This is a genomic window from Actinomadura rubteroloni (assembly GCF_002911665.1).
GTDB classification, from domain to species: Bacteria; Actinomycetota; Actinomycetes; order Streptosporangiales; family Streptosporangiaceae; genus Spirillospora; species Spirillospora rubteroloni.
Genome location: NZ_MTBP01000001.1, coordinates 1,479,653 through 1,497,391 on the forward strand (window position 1 = coordinate 1,479,653; position 17,739 = coordinate 1,497,391).

The 17,739-nt window shown below is 75.0% G+C and carries 16 protein-coding genes; 10 read left to right on the top strand and 6 right to left on the bottom strand.

Annotated features, from left to right (window positions below; all coding sequences use genetic code 11):
• Window positions 1-49: 49 nt before the first annotated feature.
• A complete protein-coding gene (locus tag BTM25_RS06595) occupies window positions 50-1,219 on the top strand; it encodes an acyl-CoA dehydrogenase (RefSeq protein WP_103561816.1) in 1,170 nt (389 codons plus the stop codon).
• Between the two features lies 1 nt (window position 1,220).
• Here BTM25_RS06595 and BTM25_RS06600 read toward each other — a convergent pair whose 3' ends face one another.
• Window positions 1,221-2,870: an LCP family protein gene (locus BTM25_RS06600; RefSeq protein ID WP_103561817.1), complete on the bottom strand. Its 1,650-nt coding sequence runs from the start codon at window positions 2,868-2,870 to the stop codon at window positions 1,221-1,223.
• A 201-nt stretch (window positions 2,871-3,071) separates the two neighbouring features.
• On the opposite strand from BTM25_RS06600, the gene BTM25_RS06605 reads away from it, so the two are divergent.
• Window positions 3,072-4,130 carry a glycosyltransferase family 2 protein gene (locus BTM25_RS06605; RefSeq protein ID WP_103561818.1) on the top strand — a complete coding sequence of 353 codons (1,059 nt, stop codon included), beginning with the start codon at window positions 3,072-3,074 and terminating at the stop codon, window positions 4,128-4,130.
• Between the two features lie 74 nt (window positions 4,131-4,204).
• Window positions 4,205-5,005: a hypothetical protein gene (locus BTM25_RS29520; RefSeq protein ID WP_168212027.1), complete on the top strand. Its 801-nt coding sequence runs from the start codon at window positions 4,205-4,207 to the stop codon at window positions 5,003-5,005.
• On the opposite strand, the gene BTM25_RS06615 is transcribed toward BTM25_RS29520, so the two are convergent.
• Together BTM25_RS06615 and ispD are read right to left on the bottom strand one after the other, a co-directional pair.
• Complete coding sequence (locus BTM25_RS06615; protein WP_103561819.1) at window positions 5,002-5,754, bottom strand: glycerophosphodiester phosphodiesterase; 753 nt, start codon at window positions 5,752-5,754, stop codon at window positions 5,002-5,004. The two genes, BTM25_RS29520 and BTM25_RS06615, sit on opposite strands and share 4 nt — an antisense overlap.
• Complete coding sequence (gene ispD, locus BTM25_RS06620) at window positions 5,751-6,449, bottom strand: 2-C-methyl-D-erythritol 4-phosphate cytidylyltransferase (RefSeq protein WP_205647977.1); 699 nt, start codon at window positions 6,447-6,449, stop codon at window positions 5,751-5,753. Before ispD ends, BTM25_RS06615 begins: the two co-directional genes overlap by 4 nt.
• A 79-nt stretch (window positions 6,450-6,528) precedes the next feature.
• Between ispD and BTM25_RS30645 the strand changes: the two genes are divergently transcribed.
• The 6 genes from BTM25_RS30645 to BTM25_RS06650 all read left to right on the top strand — a co-directional run bounded on the left by BTM25_RS30645 (window position 6,529) and on the right by BTM25_RS06650 (window position 12,171).
• Window positions 6,529-7,896 carry a CDP-alcohol phosphatidyltransferase family protein gene (locus BTM25_RS30645; RefSeq protein ID WP_103561821.1) on the top strand — a complete coding sequence of 456 codons (1,368 nt, stop codon included), beginning with the start codon at window positions 6,529-6,531 and terminating at the stop codon, window positions 7,894-7,896.
• Complete coding sequence (locus BTM25_RS30650) at window positions 7,893-8,522, top strand: DUF5941 domain-containing protein (RefSeq protein WP_103561822.1); 630 nt, start codon at window positions 7,893-7,895, stop codon at window positions 8,520-8,522. Before BTM25_RS30645 ends, BTM25_RS30650 begins: the two co-directional genes overlap by 4 nt.
• Window positions 8,519-9,250 (top strand): phosphocholine cytidylyltransferase family protein, encoded by a 732-nt coding sequence (locus BTM25_RS06635; protein WP_103561823.1) that lies wholly within the window; start codon window positions 8,519-8,521, stop codon window positions 9,248-9,250. Before BTM25_RS30650 ends, BTM25_RS06635 begins: the two co-directional genes overlap by 4 nt.
• A gap of 78 nt (window positions 9,251-9,328) precedes the next feature.
• Window positions 9,329-10,402 (top strand): iron-containing alcohol dehydrogenase family protein, encoded by a 1,074-nt coding sequence (locus tag BTM25_RS06640; protein ID WP_103561824.1) that lies wholly within the window; start codon window positions 9,329-9,331, stop codon window positions 10,400-10,402.
• The gene (locus BTM25_RS06645) at window positions 10,392-11,231 is read left to right on the top strand and encodes a CDP-alcohol phosphatidyltransferase family protein (protein WP_103561825.1); all 840 of its coding nucleotides are present in this window, start codon (window positions 10,392-10,394) and stop codon (window positions 11,229-11,231) included. The genes BTM25_RS06640 and BTM25_RS06645 overlap by 11 nt, the downstream gene beginning before the upstream one ends.
• Before the next feature lie 85 nt (window positions 11,232-11,316).
• On the top strand, window positions 11,317-12,171 hold the full coding sequence (locus BTM25_RS06650) for a glycosyltransferase family 2 protein (protein WP_103562796.1): 855 nt from the start codon (window positions 11,317-11,319) through the stop codon (window positions 12,169-12,171).
• Here the strand turns inward: BTM25_RS06650 and BTM25_RS06655 are convergent.
• From BTM25_RS06655 to BTM25_RS06665, 3 genes are read right to left on the bottom strand one after another with little or no spacing between them, the layout of a single operon-like run.
• Window positions 12,164-14,599, bottom strand: coding sequence for a HelD family protein (locus BTM25_RS06655; RefSeq protein WP_103561826.1), 2,436 nt, complete (start codon window positions 14,597-14,599; stop codon window positions 12,164-12,166). The two genes, BTM25_RS06650 and BTM25_RS06655, sit on opposite strands and share 8 nt — an antisense overlap.
• A 60-nt stretch (window positions 14,600-14,659) precedes the next feature.
• Complete coding sequence (locus BTM25_RS06660) at window positions 14,660-15,136, bottom strand: SRPBCC family protein (protein ID WP_103561827.1); 477 nt, start codon at window positions 15,134-15,136, stop codon at window positions 14,660-14,662.
• 13 nt (window positions 15,137-15,149) lie between these two features.
• Window positions 15,150-15,728 (bottom strand): HD domain-containing protein, encoded by a 579-nt coding sequence (locus BTM25_RS06665; RefSeq protein ID WP_103562797.1) that lies wholly within the window; start codon window positions 15,726-15,728, stop codon window positions 15,150-15,152.
• A gap of 129 nt (window positions 15,729-15,857) precedes the next feature.
• Between BTM25_RS06665 and BTM25_RS06670 the strand changes: the two genes are divergently transcribed.
• Window positions 15,858-17,693, top strand: a complete 1,836-nt coding sequence (locus tag BTM25_RS06670; protein WP_168212028.1) for an outer membrane protein assembly factor BamB family protein — start codon at window positions 15,858-15,860, stop codon at window positions 17,691-17,693.
• Window positions 17,694-17,739: the final 46 nt, after the last annotated feature.

Genomic DNA, 17,739 nt, shown 5'->3' on the forward strand with positions numbered 1-17,739 from the left:
GCGGAGACGGGCCGGTACGGCCCTGATACTCCCGGGTAGCATTCCCGGTATGAGTTCCGACTTTCCTGCTTACGCGCCGTCGGAGGAGCACGAACTGCTCCGGCGGACGGTACGCGAGCTCGCCGACGCCAAGATCGCCCCGCACGCCGCGGAGGTCGACGAGGAGTCCCGGTTCCCGCAGGAGGCGCTGGACGCGCTGGTGCAGAACGACCTGCACGCCGTCCACGTCCCGGAGCAGTACGGCGGTGCCGGCGCCGACGCGCTGGCCACCGTGATCGTGATCGAGGAGGTGGCGCGCGCGTGCGCGTCGTCCTCGCTGATCCCGGCGGTCAACAAGCTCGGCACCGTTCCGGTGCTGCTGTCCGGAGCGGACGAGCTGAAGAAAAAATATCTGACTCCGGTGGCGCGCGGCGAGGCGATGTTCTCCTACGCGCTCTCCGAGGCCGACGCGGGCTCGGACGCGGCGGGCATGAAGACCCGCGCGGTGCGCGACGGCGACCACTGGGTGCTGAACGGCGCCAAGATGTGGATCACCAACGCCGGGGTGTCGGAGTACTACACGGTCATGGCCGTGACGGACCCCGGCAAGGGCGCGCGCGGCATCTCGGCGTTCGTCGTGGAGAAGTCCGACGAGGGCGTGTCGTTCGCGCCGAAGGAGCGCAAGCTCGGCATCAAGGGGTCCCCGACGCGCCAGGTGATCCTGGAGAACGTCCGGATCCCCGCCGACCGGATCATCGGCGGCGAGGGCACCGGGTTCAAGACCGCGCTGGCCACGCTCGACCACACGCGCATCACGATCGCCGCGCAGGCGCTCGGCATCGCGCAGGGCGCGCTGGACTACGCGCTCGGCTACGTCAAGGAGCGCCGCCAGTTCGGGAAGCCGATCGCCGACTTCCAGGGCGTCCAGTTCATGCTGGCGGACATGGCGATGCGGCTGGAGGGCGCGCGGCAGCTCACCTACCACGCGGCGATCAAGTCCGAGCGGGCCTTCCACGGCGAGACGATCCCCGACCTCACGTTCGTGTCGTCGGCGTGCAAGGCGCTGGCCTCCGACGTCGCGATGGACGTGACGACCGACGCCGTGCAGCTCCTCGGCGGCTACGGCTACACCCGCGAGTTCCCGGTGGAGCGCATGATGCGGGACGCGAAGATCACCCAGATCTACGAGGGCACCAACCAGATCCAGCGGATGGTCATCGCGCGCCAGCTCCTCAAGTAGGTCACTTGCAGAGCTTCTTGGTGGCGGTGTCGGTCTGGAGCGTGTTCGCGGACGGCGTCGCCGCCGGGGCCGGGGCGGACCCGAGCTTCGGCTTCTGCGCGCCGTCCCAGTCGGAGCCGACGAGCACCTGCACGCGCGACCCGAGTGCGGCGACCTTCTTGGTCTTCACGCCGGGCAGCGCGGCGGCGAGGGTCTTCGCGGCGTCCTCCTGACCGGGGCCGTACTGGATCTGCGTGTGGGCGAGGCCGCGCCGCGCGACGCCCGGCACGACGACCGTCCGGAACCCGACGTCGCGCAGGTCCCCGGCGGCGCGCGCCGCGAGGCCCTGCGTCCCGACCGCGTTCAGCACCCGCACCGTGACGGCGGACGGCCGGACGGTCGGCAGATCGGACGCGGGCGCGGACGGCGACGCCGTCGGGCTCGCCTTCGGCTCCGGCGCGAGCGGCCGGTCCCGGCGGAGGCGGGAGAACAGGTCGTCGGCGCGGTGGTCGTCCCACAGGACCGTGGACTGCGGGGTCGCCGCGTTCCACAGGATCGCGTTGTAGTTGTCGTTGGCGAGCGGCACCTTCGCGAACGTGACGCTGTCGGTGGACAGGTCCTGCATCTGGTTCGCGAGCTTCGGCAGGTTCTTGGCCAGCTTGTCGTCGACCCGGAGCGACTTCAGCGCGGCGTTGAGGAACCGCGCCGACTTCACCGGGTCGCTCAGCGTCTTGGACGACAGCGCCTGCTTCATCATCTGCGCCAGGAGCTGCTGCTGCCGGTCGATGCGGCCGAGGTCGCTGCCGCCGGTGAGCGTGTACCGGGCGCGGGAGTAGCCGAGCGCCTTCAGGCCGTCCAGATGGGACTTGCCGGCGGGCAGCTTCAGGCCGCTCTTGGCGTCGTCGATGGGCTGCTCGGTGCAGACGTCCACGCCGCCGAGCGCGTCCACCATGTTCACGAAGCCGTAGAAGTTGACCTCGACGTAGTGGTCGATCGGGACGCCGGTCGCCTGCTTGATCGTCTTGACCGTCAGGTCCGGGCCGCCGAACTGGTACGCCCAGGTCAGCTTGCCGCGCCGGGCCGGGACCTGCGCGCCCTTCGCGCCCTCGGTGCCGTTGGACCGGTGACTCGGGATCATGACGTTGGAGTCGCGCGGCAGGCTCACCACCGACACCTTGTCGTGGTCCTGGGAGATGTGGACGAGCAGCATCGTGTCCGACCGCTCGCCCGCGTCGTGCCCGAGCTTTGCGGCGTGCTGCTGCTCGCGGGTCAGGCCCTCGCGGCGGTCCACGCCCGCGACGAGGATCGTCATCGCGCCCTTCGGCCCGCCGTCGGAGCCGAGCCCGCCGACCGACACCCGGTCGATCGCGCCGGTCACATAGTTCTGGAACGCCCACGCGCCGCCCGCCGTGAGCAGCACGAACGCCGACATCACGCCCGTCGTCGTGAGGAACCGGCGCTGCCGCCGGGCCGCGACCGCCGCGCGCGGGCTGAGCGTCGGGCCCGGCCGCCGCGGGCCGCGCGGCGTCTCCACCGACACCCGGGGCGCGGGCGCGCCGTCGATCGTGACGCCCTCGCCCGGGGCGTCGTCGGCGGGCGCGCCGCCCGGACGCGGCCGGAAGTAGCGCTCCAGCGGGTCGGCGCCGTCCCCCGCGTCGTGCCGGTCTGCCATGCCGCCCGCCGCCTCCTGGAATCGCCGGTCGTGGAACGCGAACGCCCACCACTTTAAGGTGGGGAAGGGCGGACCGTTCGTTAGCCAGGGCCTGTGTCCCCTTCTTCCGGTAACGTTGCGCCGTCTCGACCGCACCCGGCGATGCCGGGGCCGTGGACGCCAGTGAGCAAGAGAGGAATGGGGCGAACCGCGCCCGCGAGTATGAATCCGTCTCCCCACGCGCAGAGCGCCCACCCGGACCGGGAACCGGGCGCAGGGCCGGCCGCGGGCGACCGCACCTGGCCCGCCGTTTCGGTGATCATGCCCGTCCTCAATGAGGAGCGTCATCTCACCGACGCCGTCCGGCGCATCCTCGACCAGGACTATCCGGGCGAACTGGAACTCGTGCTGGCCGTCGGGCCGTCCCGGGACCGCACGGAAGAGATCGCGTCCCGGCTGTCGGCCGAGGATCCGCGGCTCGTCGTCGTCCCGAACCCGACCGGACGCACCCCGCAGGGCCTCAACATCGCGATCAAGGCTTCCCAGTACTCGATCATCGTCCGGGTGGACGGGCACTCGCTGCTGCCCGGCGACTACGTCCGCGCGGCGGTCGAGACGATGGAGGAGACCGGGGCGGACAACGTCGGCGGGATCATGGCCGCCGAGGGGACGACCCCGTTCGAGAAGGCCGTCGCGCGCGCGATGACGTCCAAGCTCGGCGTCGGCAACGCCCGCTTCCACACCGGCGGCGAGGCCGGCGAGGTCGAGACCGTCTACCTCGGGACGTTCCGCCGCAGCGCGCTGGAGCGCGTCGGTTATTACGACGAGACGTTCGTCCGCGCGCAGGACTGGGAGATGAACCACCGCATCCGGCAGACGGGCGGGCGGATCTTCTTCACGCCCCGGATGCGCGTGACGTACCGTCCCCGGCCGAACCTGCGCGCGCTCGCCCGGCAGTACTTCCACACCGGCCGCTGGCGGCGCGTCGTCGGCCGCGAGCACCAGGGGACGCTGAACGTCCGCTACCTCGCCCCGCCGTTCGCCGTCGCCGGGATCATCGTCGGGACGGTCGCCGGCGCGGCCGGGTTCTGGCCCGCGTTCGTCCTGCCCGGCGGCTACGCTCTCGCGATCATCGCGGGCGCGGCCGTGGAGGGCCGGGGGCTGCCGGTGTCGGCGTGGCTGCGGCTGCCGCTCGTCCTCGCGACGATGCACCTGTCGTGGGGCGTGGGCTTCCTGACGAGCCCGCCGCGCCTCGGCCAGCCGACTCCCGCCAAACCCTGAACCTGGGGCCTGGGCCTGGCGTCTGACCTCCTGGGACGGAATCATGACGATTCGTCCGGCTAAGGAGGTCGTCCATGTCGAACGGAGCGCGGCACGCCCTGGGCGTCGTCGCCGGTGTCCTGGTGACGGTGGTCAGCCTCGGCTGCATGCTCTTCGCGCTCGACCGGGCGCAGCGCATGTACGTGTACTTCCGGCTGGGGGCCGGTGACAAGGCGCTGGTGACGCTCGCGATCGTCGTCGCGGGGCTGCTGCTCGGGCTCGCGGCGGGGTCGCGGCTGTCGCCGTTCGCGTCGCTGGTGCCCGGCGTCGTGTACGGGACGGTCGGGCTGGTGTACGTCCTCGCGCCGACGCAGGCGCTGCACTGGTTCATGCACGTCAAGCCCGCGCGGTACGCCCGCGGGTTCACCACGCTCGGGACGCTCGGGGTCTTCCTGCTGCTCGGCACGGCGCTGTTCGTCGCGTCGCTGCCGCCGTCGCGCTGGCAGGGCCGCCGCCGTCCGGCGCACGGCGGGCCGCTGCCGGGCGGACGTCCGCTGGCGCAGCCCCCGCACCAGGCCCGGCACCAGGCACCGCCGCCCGCGCTGCCGCAGTACGGCCCGCCGCGCGCGCCCGAGGCCCCGCAGCCCTACGCGCCGCCGTCCGCGCCCGGCGCGTACACGCCGCCGTCCGGCGCGCCCGAGGGACAGCCGTTCACGCCGCCCGCGTCCGACGCGCCGCCGCCCTACGCGCCGCCGTCGGTCCCGCCCGGCCCGCCGCAGCCGTACACGCCGCCGTCCGCGTCCGAGGCGCCGCCCGCCGCGCCGCCCGCCGGGCGCAAGCCCGGGGACGACGAGGAGCCCGGCGAGTGGACGCGGATGTACGGGGGGAACCGCTAGCGGCCGAGCGCCGCGAGCACGCCGGGGATCTCGTTGACGACCATCGCGTCCACCCCGGCGTCGGCGTAGCGCGCGGCCTCGGCCGCCTTCGGGCACCAGACCATGACGTCGAGCCCGGCCTCGTGCGCGGTCGCGACGTTGTGCTCCAGCGACCGCAGCCGCGTGTCGGGGTGGTCGAACCCGCAGGACGCCGTGTGCAGCGCGACGGCCTGGAGCCCGAGCCCGGCGGCGGCCGACACGCCGTGCCAGAGCGGGAACCGCAGCCAGGTCAGCAGCCCGAGCGGCACCCCGGGCAGTTCGTCGCGCAGGAAGGCCAGAAGGCCGGGGTCGAACGACGTCACCATCAGCCGGCGCCGCGCGGCCTCGCGGCGCAGCAGCGGCAGCAGGAGCGCGCCGGTCCGCCGGGACGGGGCGTCCACGGCGTCCTCCAGGACGGTCTTGACGTCCAGATCCAGCGCGATGTCCGTCGGCGTCGCCGCGAAGATCTCCTCCAGCGACGGCAGCCCGGACGCCTCCGCGCTGCCCTCCACGAGGAAGCTCCCGTCCGGCCCGGTCGGGTCGTGCCGCAGGACGAGCCGGTCGTCGGACGTCCGGGTCACGTCGATCTCGACCCACGACAGCCCGGCCTCGGCGGCGGCGAGGATCGAGGCGAGGGTGTTCTCGGCGACCGTTCCGCGCCCGGGGACCGGGACGTCGCCCGAGCCCGCGCCGCGGTGGCCGATGACGGTGGGGGTCTGCTCGAAGATCACACGGTCTCCGTCTCGGTGGCGAGGTGTTCGGCGATGACGATGTCGAGGGGGTGGGTGACCTTGAGGTTGCGCTCGTCGCCCGCCACGACGCGGATCGGGACGTCCGGCAGGTAGCGGTGGACGATGCCGCAGTCGTCGGTGGCGTGCAGCGCCGGGTCGGCGAGCGCCCGGTCGTAGGCGGCGCGGATGAGGCCGAGCCGGAAACCCTGCGGCGTCTGGAACCGGACGAGCGTGTGCCGCGCGGGCATCGCGGCGACCGTCCCGTCGGCGACCTCCACGATCGTGTCGGCGGAGGGGACTCCGACCGCGACCGCGTCCGCCTCGTCCAGGGCGGCCAGCACCCGGTCGATGGTGGCGGCGTCCACGAACGGGCGGGCCGCGTCGTGGAACAGGACCTTCGCGTCGTCGTGCTCGGCGGCCAGCGCGGTGAGCGCCGCGACGGTCGACGCCGTCCGCGTGTCGCCGCCCTCGACCACGGCGGCGACCTTCCCGTACGGGGCGGTGAGCGCGGCGGCGGCGCGCAGGTGACCGGCGGCCATGACGACGACGACCGCATCCACGCCGGGATGGGCGTCGAACGCCGCGACGGCGAGGGACAGGATGGGCCGCCCGCCGACCTCCAGGAACTGTTTGGGCCGCCCCGCGCCCATCCGCTGCCCGATCCCGCCGGCGAGCACCACGGCGACCGTTCGCATCGACATCTCCCGGGACCCTCGTGACCGAACCGCTACGCTGTGCAACCGTGTGCGACGAGACCGCCGGGCGGAGGCGCCGATGACCGTGGCCGTGATCGTCGCGACCGCGCGGGACGCCGACCCGGCCGCGCTGACCGGCCTGGTGGACGCCCTCGCCGACAGGCTCGCCGCCCTCAACGTACCGGACCAGCGCGTCCTGGCCCGTCCGGACGTCGCACCCGCGCTGCGCGCCGTCGGCCGGGCGGTGACCGAGTGTGCCGGCGAGACCGCCGTCCTGCGGGAGATCGCGCGGCTGGCGCGGACGGCGCGCGACGGGCTCGCGGTGCTGCCCGGCGACCTCGCGACGGGCGGCGAGGTGCTGGCCCGGCTGCTGGCGGCGCGGGGCGCGGGCGCGCTGACCGTCCCGCCCGGCGACGGGACGGTCCCGGTCCGCACGAGCGCGGGCCTCGTGGTCGCGGCGGGCTCGGCGACGCACCGCGTGACGGCCCCCGACGGCGGCTTCCCCGGCGCGCTGTACGTCTCCGGCGACCGGACGGGCTTCCTCGCCGTCCTCGCCGACCGCATCGCGGGGCTCGTGGACGACGGCGTGCTGCGCGTCCAGGACCCGGTTCCGCTGCTGCTCGTGGGGCTCGTCCGGGCGGGGGAGCCGGTGACCGCGTGCCGGGCGGGCGCGCTGCCCTGCCTGCGCCCGCGCACCGGGGACGCGGCGGACGCGGCGCTGCGGGCCGTCGCCGCCGCCGACGAGGACGCCGCCCGGCTCGCCGCCGCAGTCCGCCGCGACGACGGGTCGCTGCCCGCCCGCGCGGTCGGCGCGGTCAGCCCGCGCTTCGTCCGGTGGGCGGCCGGACGGGACCTGACGCCGCACGCCGTCACGGCCATGTCGGCGGTCGCGGCGGCGCTGGCCGCGCTCTGGTTCTCCGGCGGCGACCGCGCCGGGCTCGTCGTCGGCGGCGCGCTGCTGCTCGTCGCGTTCGCGCTGGACTGCGCGGACGGCCAGCTCGCCCGCTACACCGGCACCGCCACGCCGTTCGGCGCCTGGCTGGACGCCACGGCCGACCGGGGCAAGGAGGCCCTCGCCTACGCGGGCCTGGCGGCCGGCGCCGCCGACGCCGGGGTGTGGCGGCTCGCGGTGGCCGCGCTGGTCCTGCCCGCCGTCCGGGACCTGATCTCCGTCCGCGCGCCGCGCGGCCCTCGCGCGCGGTCGATCGTGGACCCGTTCGACGCGAGCGTCCCCGAGCCTGGCGGGGACTGGCTGCGGCGGCTGATCGTCCTGCCGTCGGGGGAGCGGTTCGTGCTGGTCGCGGTGCTCGCGGCGGCGACGGACGCGCGCCGCGCGCTCGCGGTGCTGGTCGCCTGGAACGCCGTCGCGGCGGGCTACGCGCTCGCAGCGCGGCTCCTCCGCTCCGCGCCCCGCCGCCCGTCCACCGCACGGATGGCCGTCCGATGACCGCCCCCGCCGCCGTGACCGCTGCCGCGCCTGGTGTGGTGTCGCGGGAGCGGGACGACGGGTTGCTCTGCCGGGCGCTCGGGCATGCGGCGCGCGGGCAGATCCCGCCGCTGCCCGGTGCGCTCGTCGCGCTGGCCGCGACGGCGGTGCTGCTCGCCGCCGGGATCGGGGCCGAGCACGGGGTCGCGCTGTTCGCGCCCGTCGTCGTCCTGCTGCTCACCGGCCCGGCGGCCGGGCATGCCCATGATGGGCGCATCGACTGGCTTGTCCCGCCCATCGTGCGCGCGATCGAGTATGGTTACCTCGCTGTCCTGGGGTTCGCACAGGGCGTTCGGCCGCCGTTCATCTTCGTGCTGCTCGCCGTGCTCGCGTTCCACCACCACGACATCGTGTACCGCGCCCGCCAGGGGCTCCGGACGCCGGAGCGGGCCGTCCTCGCCGGACTCGGCTGGGAGGGCCGGATGCTCGCGGCGGCCTTCGCGGGCCTCTTCGGACATCTTCCGTTCGCGTACGCTTCCCTCGCCGTCTACCTTGGCGTGGTGTTCGCCGTCGCGAGCGTCCGCACCTGGGCGCGGACCGGTCGCGGCGACGGCGTGACGATCGACCGGGAGGAAGGGAAAGCATGATCGGGATGGTGCTGGCGGCGGGAGCCGGCCGCAGACTACGGCCCTACACCGACACGCTCCCGAAGGCGCTCGTGCCGGTCGACGGCGACACCACCATCCTCGACATCGCCCTCGGCAACCTGTCCGCGGTCGGTCTCACCGAGATCGTGATCGTCGTCGGGTACTGCGCGCAGGCCGTCGAGGAGCGCAAGGCGGCGCTGGAGGAGCGCTACGGCGTGTCCATCACGCTCGTCCACAACGACAAGGCCGAGGAGTGGAACAACGCCTACTCCATGTGGCTCGCCCGGGAGTACTTCGCCGAGGGCGTCCTCATGGTGAACGGCGACACCGTCCACCCGGTCGGCGTCGAGAAGACCCTGCTCGCCAACCGCGGCCCGGACATCCTGCTCGCGGTGGACGACGTCAAGAAGCTCGCCGACGAGGAGATGAAGGTCATCCTCGACGGCGCCGGCCACCTGAGCCGGATCACCAAGCTCATGGACCCGGCGGACGCGGCCGGCGAGTACATCGGCGCCACGCTCATCGAGCCCGGCGCCGCCGAGGCCCTCGCCGACGCCCTCAAGGCGACGTGGGAGGCCGACCCCGACCAGTACTACGAGGACGGCTACCAGGTCTACGTCGGCCGGGGCGCGAAGATCGCCGTCGCGCCCATCGGGGACGTGGCGTGGGTCGAGGTCGACAACCACGACGACCTGGCGAAGGCCCGCACGATCGCGAAGACCTACTGACCCGCGTCCGGGGCGCCGCCGCGTCCCGGACCGGACCGCACGGACGACGTTCCCGGCCGCGCGCCGAGAGGGAGGCCCATGCCCCTGCTGACACGGATGCTCACCGCGCCGCTGTCCATCGACGTCCGGCGCGGCGCCGTGGTCGGCCTCGGTGAGCTGCTCGCCGACCGCCGCATCGCCACCGAGGGCCGCGTCGCCATCGCGGTCGGCCCCGGCCAGGGCGAGAAGATCGCCGACGACGTTCGCGCGTCGCTCTCCACCTGCGAGGTCTTCCAGGTGGAGAGCGGGACGGTCGACGCGGCCGTCGCGCTCGGCTCCAAGCTGCGCGCCGGGTCGTACGAGGCCGTCGTCGGGATCGGCGGCGGGCGCACCATCGACGCCACCAAGTACGCCGCGACCCTGTCGGGCATCCCGATGGTGTCGGTCGCGACGAACCTGTCCCACGACGGGATCTGCTCGCCGGTCGCGTCCCTCACCCACGAGAAGGGCAAGGGGTCGTTCGGCGTCGTCATGCCGCTCGCGATGGTCGTGGACCTCGACTACGTCCACGCGGCGCCGCCCCGGCTCGTCCGGGCCGGGATCGGGGACGTCGTCAGCAACCTGTCCGCCGTGGAGGACTGGCTGCTCGCGGCCGAGAACGTGGGCGAGCAGATCGACCGGATGGCGCTGACCGTCGCGCGGACCGCCGCCGAGGCGCTGCTGCACCAGCCCGGGACCATCGACTCCGACCGCTTCCTGACCGTCCTCGCCGAGGGCCTGGTCCTGTCGGGGCTGGCGATGTCGTTCGCGGGCGACTCGCGGCCCGCGTCCGGCGGCGACCACGAGATCCTGCACGCGATCGACCGGCTCTACCCCGGCACGGCCAACCACGGCGAGCTGGCGGGGATCGGCGCGGCGTTCTGCTACCACCTGCGCGCGACGCACCTCGGCGACGGCGCGGACCGCCTCGCCGACATCATCGCCTGCCTGGACCGGCACGGCCTGCCGAAGCTGCCCGAGGACGTCGGCCTCACCGCCGAGGAGTTCACGGCGGCCGTCCGGTACGCCCCGCGCACCCGCCCCGGCCGCTATACGATCTTGGAGCATCTCGACCTCGACGAGGCTGCGACGCGCAAGGCGGTGGAAGAGTATGTCCAGGCGCATGGAGGCTGACCGCGAGGCGGCTCCGGACGAGCGCCCGTCCCGCCGGACGGCCAAGGTCGCCGACGTCCGCCGGCACGGGCAGCCGCCGGGCCTGAAGGACCGCCGCAACGAGGAGCACTGGGCCGGGCGCATCTATATGCGGTCGCTGTCGCCGTACTTCGCGTGGGCGGCGCTGCGCGTCGGGTTCTCCCCGAACCAGCTCACCTACATGATGATCGTCAGCGGCGTGCTCGCCGGGTTCGTCGTGTCGCTGCCCGCCACGGGCACGGCGGCGCTGTGGACGGCGCTCGGCGGGGCCGTCCTGATCCAGCTCTACCTGCTGCTCGACTGCGTGGACGGCGAGGTCGCCCGCTACCTGCGGCGGACGTCGGTCGGTGGCGTGTACCTCGACCGCATCGGCCACTACCTGTCCGAGGTCGCGCTGCTCACCGGGCTCGGGTTCGCCGCCCAGGGCGACTGGACGACCGGCGGCTACGTCGAACTCGGGCTGCTCGCGGCGCTCGGCGCGGCGCTGATCAAGGCCGAGACCGACAACGTCGTGGTCGCGCGCGCCAAGTCCGGGCTGCCGGCCGACCCCACCGGCGGCGACCGGGCGCTGCGGCCCCGCTCGACGCGCATCGCGCTCGCCCGCCAGGCCGCGTCGATGCTCAAGTTCCACCGCATCATCGGGGCGGTGGAACTGTCGCTGCTGATCCTCGCGGCGGCGGCCCTGGACGTCGTGCTCGGCACCGACACCCCGGCCGCGATGCGGGTCCTCGCCGTGGTCGTCGCGGTGGTCGCGGTCCTGCAGACGCTGCTGCACCTCGTCAGCATTCTCGCCTCCCGGAGATTGAACTGAAAGGCCCGTTTTGACGACCCCGCAGGACCAGATCGGCACTCCCCCGGACCGTGCGAGCGGCCTGTTGAGCGTGGTCGTGCTGACGATGGGCAACCGGCCGGCCGAGCTGGCGCGCGCGGTGCGCAGCGCGCTGGACCAGGAGCACGTCGAGATCGAGGTCGTGCTCGTCGGGCAGGGCGTCCCGGGCGACTGGCGCCCCGGCGACGACGACGTGTTCGAGGACAAGCGGGTCGTGCTCGTCCGGCTGCCGAGGAACGTCGGGATCCCGGCGGGACGCAACCGGGGCGTCGAGGCGTCGTCGGGCGACCTGGTCCTGTTCCTGGACGACGACGGCTGGTACCGCTCGACGCGGCTCGGCGCGCACCTGCGGGACCGGTTCGCCGCCGACCCGACGCTCGGCGTCGTGTCGTTCCGCGTCCGCGACCCCGAGGGCGGCCGGGGCGAGCGGCGGCACGTCCCCCGGCTGCGCGCCGGGGACCCCGAGCGCTCCTCGGCGGCGACGACGTTCCTCGGCGGCGCGTGCGCGGTCCGCCGGACGGCCTTCGACGCGGGCGGCGGCCTCCCCGAGGACTTCTTCTACGCCCACGAGGAGACCGACCTCGCCTGGCAGATCCTCAACGCGGGCTACCGGATCGTGTACGACGCGTCGGCGGTGATGTTCCACCCGTCCGTCCTGCCGACGCGGCACGAGATGTTCTACCGCTACAACGCGCGCAACCGGGTGTGGCTGGCGCGCCGCAACCTGCCGTGGCCGCTGGCGCTGACGTACCTGACGATCTGGGTCGCGATGACCGTGCTCCGCGAACGGCGGCCGAGCGCCCTGAAGCCGTGGTTCGCCGGGTTCGCCGAGGGCTGGCGCAAGCCCGCCGGGCCGCGTCGGCCGATCTCGTGGAAGACGGCCTGGCGGATGACCCGCACCGGCCGTCCCCCGATCATCTGAGGCGGTCCGCCCAGGCGTCCTCGGCGGTGAGGACGTCCAGCCGCTGCGTCGCCCGCGACACCGCCACGTAGAGGACGCGCAGGCCACGCGGGGACTGCGCGGCGACGGTCTCCGGGGCGGCGATCACGGCGGCGTCGAACTCCAGGCCCTTGGCCTCCAGGACGTCCAGCACCTGGACGCGCTCGGGCAATCCCTCGGCGAGCCGGGCGCGGACCTCCTCGGTCCAGTCCTCGCCGTCGGGCAGGGGGACGATGACGCCGATCGTGCCGTCCACCTCGTCCAGCAGCCGCTCGGCCGACGCGCGGACGGCCGCCGCCAGCTCCCCGGCCGGGACGACCCGGATGCGCGGCGCGATGCCCGACGTGCGGACGGCCCGCGCCGGACGGGCCTCGGGCAGCGCCAGCGCGAGCACCCGCGCCGACACCGCCGCGATCTCCGTCGAGTTGCGGTAGTTGGTGGTCAGCTCGTACTCGTGGCGGGTGCGGCGGGTCTCGTCGCGGCGCGGCTTGCGGCCCCGGCGCGCCTTGCCGGCCGTGCCGCCGCCGAGCGCGGCCTCCATCGCCTGCCGGGCGGCGTCCAGGTCCTCCCAGGCCGACTGCGCCGGGTCCTCCACGACGGTCCAGCTCGCCTGGCGGCCCCGGCGGCCGAGCATCCGCCACTGCATCGGGGACAGGTCCTGCGCCTCGTCCACGACGATGTGGCCGTACTCGGGACGCTCCTCGACCACGCCGTCGTCCACCCGGCGGGCGCGTTCCAGCCGCTCGATCGAGCTGGTGACCTCGCGGAACTCGGGGTCGGCGTCGTCGTCGGCGGCGACCTCCTGGCCGGTGAGGATGTTGACGCCGTCCACGACGAACGGGTCGTCCTCGTCGGCCGGGCGGCGCACGGGCCGGGGCGGCGGGCCGAGCAGCGCGTCCAGCTCGTCCAGCAGTGCGACGTCCTGGTAGCTGGCGCGGTCGGGCAGGTCCGCCCAGGACGCGGCGAGCGGCGCGACGAGCGGACGGTCCACCTCGCGGCCCGCCACGCGGCGCAGCCGGCCGGCGTCGCCGAGCGCGGCGAGGACGTCCACCGGACGCCGGATCGGCCACCACGCGACGAGGAAGTCGGTGAACGCCCGCTGCCCCCGCACGCGCGCGTCGAAGTCGCCGCGGCTCCCGGCGGCGGGCCGCGCGCCGCCCCGCTCGGACGGCGCGTCGATCTCCCCGAGGCCCTCGGCGGCGAGCAGCGCGCCCCACACCGCCGAGCCGTCCTCCTGCGCGGCCTCCTCGGCGGCACGGCGGCCCCCGGCGTCGCAGAACACCTGCCACAGGGCGTCCAGCAGCGCGCCAGCGACCCGTCCGCGGGCGCCGTTCACCGCGCCCCGGTTGCGGCGGTGCAGGTCGGCGCGGAGCCGGTCGAGCCGGTCGCGGTCCAGCGCGACGACGATGCCCCGGTAGACGACGCGCAGCTCGGCGGGCGCGTCCGGCGCCGGGTCCGCGACGGCGCGGCGCAGCAGCGGGATCATGGTCTCGGCGCCCTTCACGCGCGCGAGCTCGGGGGTGTCGTGCACGGTCGCGGTGACGCCGGGCACGAGGTCGCCGAGGGACCGCAGCGACGCCGAGCCCTCGCCGAGCGACGGTAGCACGCGCTCGATGTAGGCCGTGAACCGGCGGTTCGGGCCGACGACGAGCACGCCCCGCGACCCGAACCGGCGGCGGTGCCGGAACAGCAGGTAGGCGACGCGGTGCAGCGCCACGGCCGTCTTCCCGGTTCCGGGGGCGCCCCGGACGAGCACGGTCCCGTCGACGGGGGCGCGGATGACCTCGTCCTGCTCGCGCTGGATCGTCGCGACGATGTCGCGCATCGCGCCCTCGCGGGTGCGGGCCAGCGACGCCAGGAACGCGCCGTCGCCGACGATCGTCAGGTCGTCGGCGGCGTCGGGGTCGAGGAGGTCGTCCTCCAGGTCCACGACGCTGTGGCCGCGCGAGTGCAGGACGCGCCGCCGGATCACGCCGCGCGGGTCCTCGGGGGTGGCGCGGTAGAAGTCCTCGGCGGCGGGGGCGCGCCAGTCGATGACGAGGGAGTCGTGCTCGCCCGTCCGGACGCCGATCCGCCCGATGTAGCGGACCTCGCGGCCGTTCTCGATCCGTACCGCGTCCTCTTGTGGGCCGAGAGGCAGGTCGGGATCGGTTGATCGGGTCCGGGCGAGGTCGAGGCGGCCGAAGACCAGGCCGTCGTCGGCGATGTCGAGGGCCTGGGCGCGCAGCGCGGCCTGGTGGACCATCGCGTCCCGGTCCACCAGGGACCCCTTGGTCCCGGCGAGCGACTGCCGGTAGCCCTCCCGCAGGAGGGCCTGCGCCTCCGCGCGCATCTCCTCCAGCCGCGCGTACGCCCGGTCGACGTACCGCTGCTCGGCGGCGATCTCCTGGTCCTTGACCGGCGACGGCATGGCGGGCTGCTCCTTGGCGAAAAGACGTGAGGAGCAAGCTTATTCGGTGGGCGCCGAGCGTCAGGCGGCGCGTTCCACGGCGGTCTTGATCCGCGCGAGCGTGGCCCGCATGCCCGCCCGGTTGTGCGCGGCGCGGTCGGGGGCGTCCACGCCGGTGAAGAGGCGGCCGAGCACCGAGACGAACCCGGAGCCCCGGTGGTCGCGCCGCAGGTCCTCCCAGTACTGGGCGAGCCGGACGGACCCGTCGCCGATGTCCTCGATCCGGAAGCCCCACAGCGCGACGGGGATCCCGAAGCTCGTCACGCGGAACGCGTAGTTGCGGCCGGGCTCGGCGACGGTCACGTGGCTGTCGGTGAACCACACGCGCCAGCCGATGCGGTTGAACCCGACGAACTTGCGTCCCTTGGCGCGGATCCAGACGGCGAACAGCTCGGGACTCCAGCCGGGCATCCGGCGGGGATCGGCGACGGCCGCGTACACCGCCCGGGGCTCCGCCCGCACGACGACGCTCTCCTCGGCCACCCACTCGCGTTCCACGGCGCCTCCCTCGTCAGCGGAGGTGAGCGTACTGCCGGGACCACTCGGCGTACCAGCCCGCGTACCAGGAGTCCGGGGGCGCGAGGGGCATGACGTACGTCACGGTCTCGGCGTAGTAGCGGCGCTGGAAGTCGGGCGGCATCTGGTCGAGCCGCTGGACGTTGCTGATCCGGTCGGCGAGCTTCACCTGCACGGCCCGCCACGGCGCGTCCCGCAGCCGCCGCAGGTAGGCGGCCTTCGCGGCGCGTTTGGCCTGCCGCCCGGCGCCGCCCGCCGGGGGCTTGGTGACCCAGTCGACCAGCTCGGCGACGTCGGGGCCGAAGCGGGCCTCCACGTCGGCGACCGTCGCGGACGTGTCCTCCACCACATCGTGCAGCAGCGTCGCGGCGAGCACGCCGGGGTCGGTGACGCCCGCGCCCCGCACCTGCGCCTCCAGCGCCTCCAGCAGGTGCTCGCCGTAGGGGACGCCGGTCGGACGGGTCTGGTCGCCGTGCCAGGCGAGGGCGGCGTCGGCGGCGTCGTCCAGCGCGGCCGGGTCCGGGAGGGCGGCGCGGGCCTCGCCCCAGGTCCGCCAGGACGTGAAGTTCTGCATGGATTGGTCCGTACTGGTCGGGGTTGTGTCGCGCCGGGCGCGCGCACAGGGCAGGGTGGAGGGGTGTTCTCGCGGCAACGGTACGGGAGGGAGGCGGCGGACGTGGCGGTGCGCCGGTCCCCTCGGCCGGTGGGACGCCGCCGCCTGCTCGCCGGGCTCCTCGCCCTCGTCGCCGCCACCGCCGCGACCGCCGCCGTCGTGAACCGGTTCGTCCTCGGCGCCGAGTGGTGGCAGGTGCGGCACACCGTCAGCGACACGCCCGTCGCGGTGCAGCGCCCGGTCGGGCCGCCGCCCGGACCGCTAGCGGTGAGCTGGGAGCGGTCCGAGCGGGTGCGGCCCGGGGCCGCCGGGACGGTCGCGTACGCGGTCGCGCTCGGCCAGGCGGTCGCGGCGTCCGGCCGCGGCCTGGACGTGCGCGACGCCCGCACCGGCGCGGCCCGCTGGAGCTACCGCCGGGTCGGGTGGACGCTCGTCGCGTGGGCGTCCACCGGGACGCGGATCGTCGCGGCGTTCGAGAGCGACGGGCACCGCGCCGACCGGCAGACCGTCGGGTTCGACGCGTTGTCGGGCGGGGTGCTGTGGCGGCGGACGGGCGACCGTCCGGCGTCGGCGGCGCGGGCGACGCTGCGCTGGCCGGCCGGGTCCGGGATCGTCCTGACGGCCGCCGACGACCGCGCGACGCTCTACGGCCGGTCGGCGGCCGACGGGGAGCGGCGCTGGCGGCTCCCGGTGCCCGCCGGCTGCCGGCTGTTCGCCGACGCCGCGCAGGCCGCCGACGCCGATGAGTCGACGATCGCGGTCGCGCTGGACTGCGCCGGGGGAGCGCGGCTGCTCGTCCTGGACCCGGCGACGGGCCGGGAGCGGTGGCGGCGGACGCTGGCGGCGGGGGAGGCCCCGGCGGTCGCGGTGCGCGGCGGGACTGTCCTCGCGGCCGACGGCACGGCGCTCCGGGCGTTCTCCGTGGACGGCGCCGAACTCGCCCACTGGGACGGCGATGTGTGCGGGGACGGAATGTGCCCGGCGGTACCGTCCGGACGGGACGCGCTCGTCGTCGCCTACCAGCCGGATCCGGGCGAGGACGGCGCCCGCCGCGCGCGGATCGCGGCGGTCGACACGCGGTCCGGGCGCGTCCGGTGGGACCGGGCCGCGCCCGCCTACGCGGCGCTCGCGGCGGCGGGCGGCACGGTCTACGCGCTGCGGCCCCGGCTCGCCGACGCGCTGCTGCCCGCCGGGATCGACGTGGTGGCGCCCGGTGACGGGACGGTCCGGTCGGTGCCCGCGCCGTTCGTCCTGGACCCGGCGCTGGACGGCGCGCGGCCCTGGCTGGCTGCGGCGGGCGGCCTGCTGTACGCGGCGGTGCCCGAGGCGGCGCCCCGGCCGACGGGCGCGGCGCGGCTGGTGGCGCTGCGTGGCGGTCCGGACCGTCCCGGCCCGCCGGAGCTGGGCGGCGTCCCGCCGCGCGACTGGCCGGACGCGTGCGCGCTGCTCACCAAGGCCGAGCTGGCGGCGGCGCGGATGCCCGCGCACACGACGGCGCGCAAACGGGTCGCGGTCGGCGCGGTGAAGCTGCCGCGGCCGATCTCGTGCGTCTACACGCCGGACGAACCGCGCCGCAACGCGCCCGCCGGTGGCTGGGGCGAGAGCCCGCTCGTGGTGTCGGTGCGCTGGGTGGCGCCGGACGGCGGCGCCGCGTCCGGTCTGCTGGACGCGCTCCAGTCCGTGCAGGCACAGGCCCGGCGACGCGGCGACGTGGGCGCGGACGAGGCTTACGAACTGGGCGCGATGACGGGCACGGTCGCACTCCGCGTGGACCGGACGGTCGTCGTCGTCCAAGCCTCCCGCCCCCAAGGCGCGGCAGTACGCCTGGCCCGCGCGGTGGCCGCCCGCCTACGCGCCCTCGACACCCCGAAGCCGTCCGCCCACCCGACCACGGGAACCGCCCTGACCAACCCCCGCACACGCTGACCACACTCACCAGCAGCACCCGCACGTCCGTCGAACGCCGCGACAC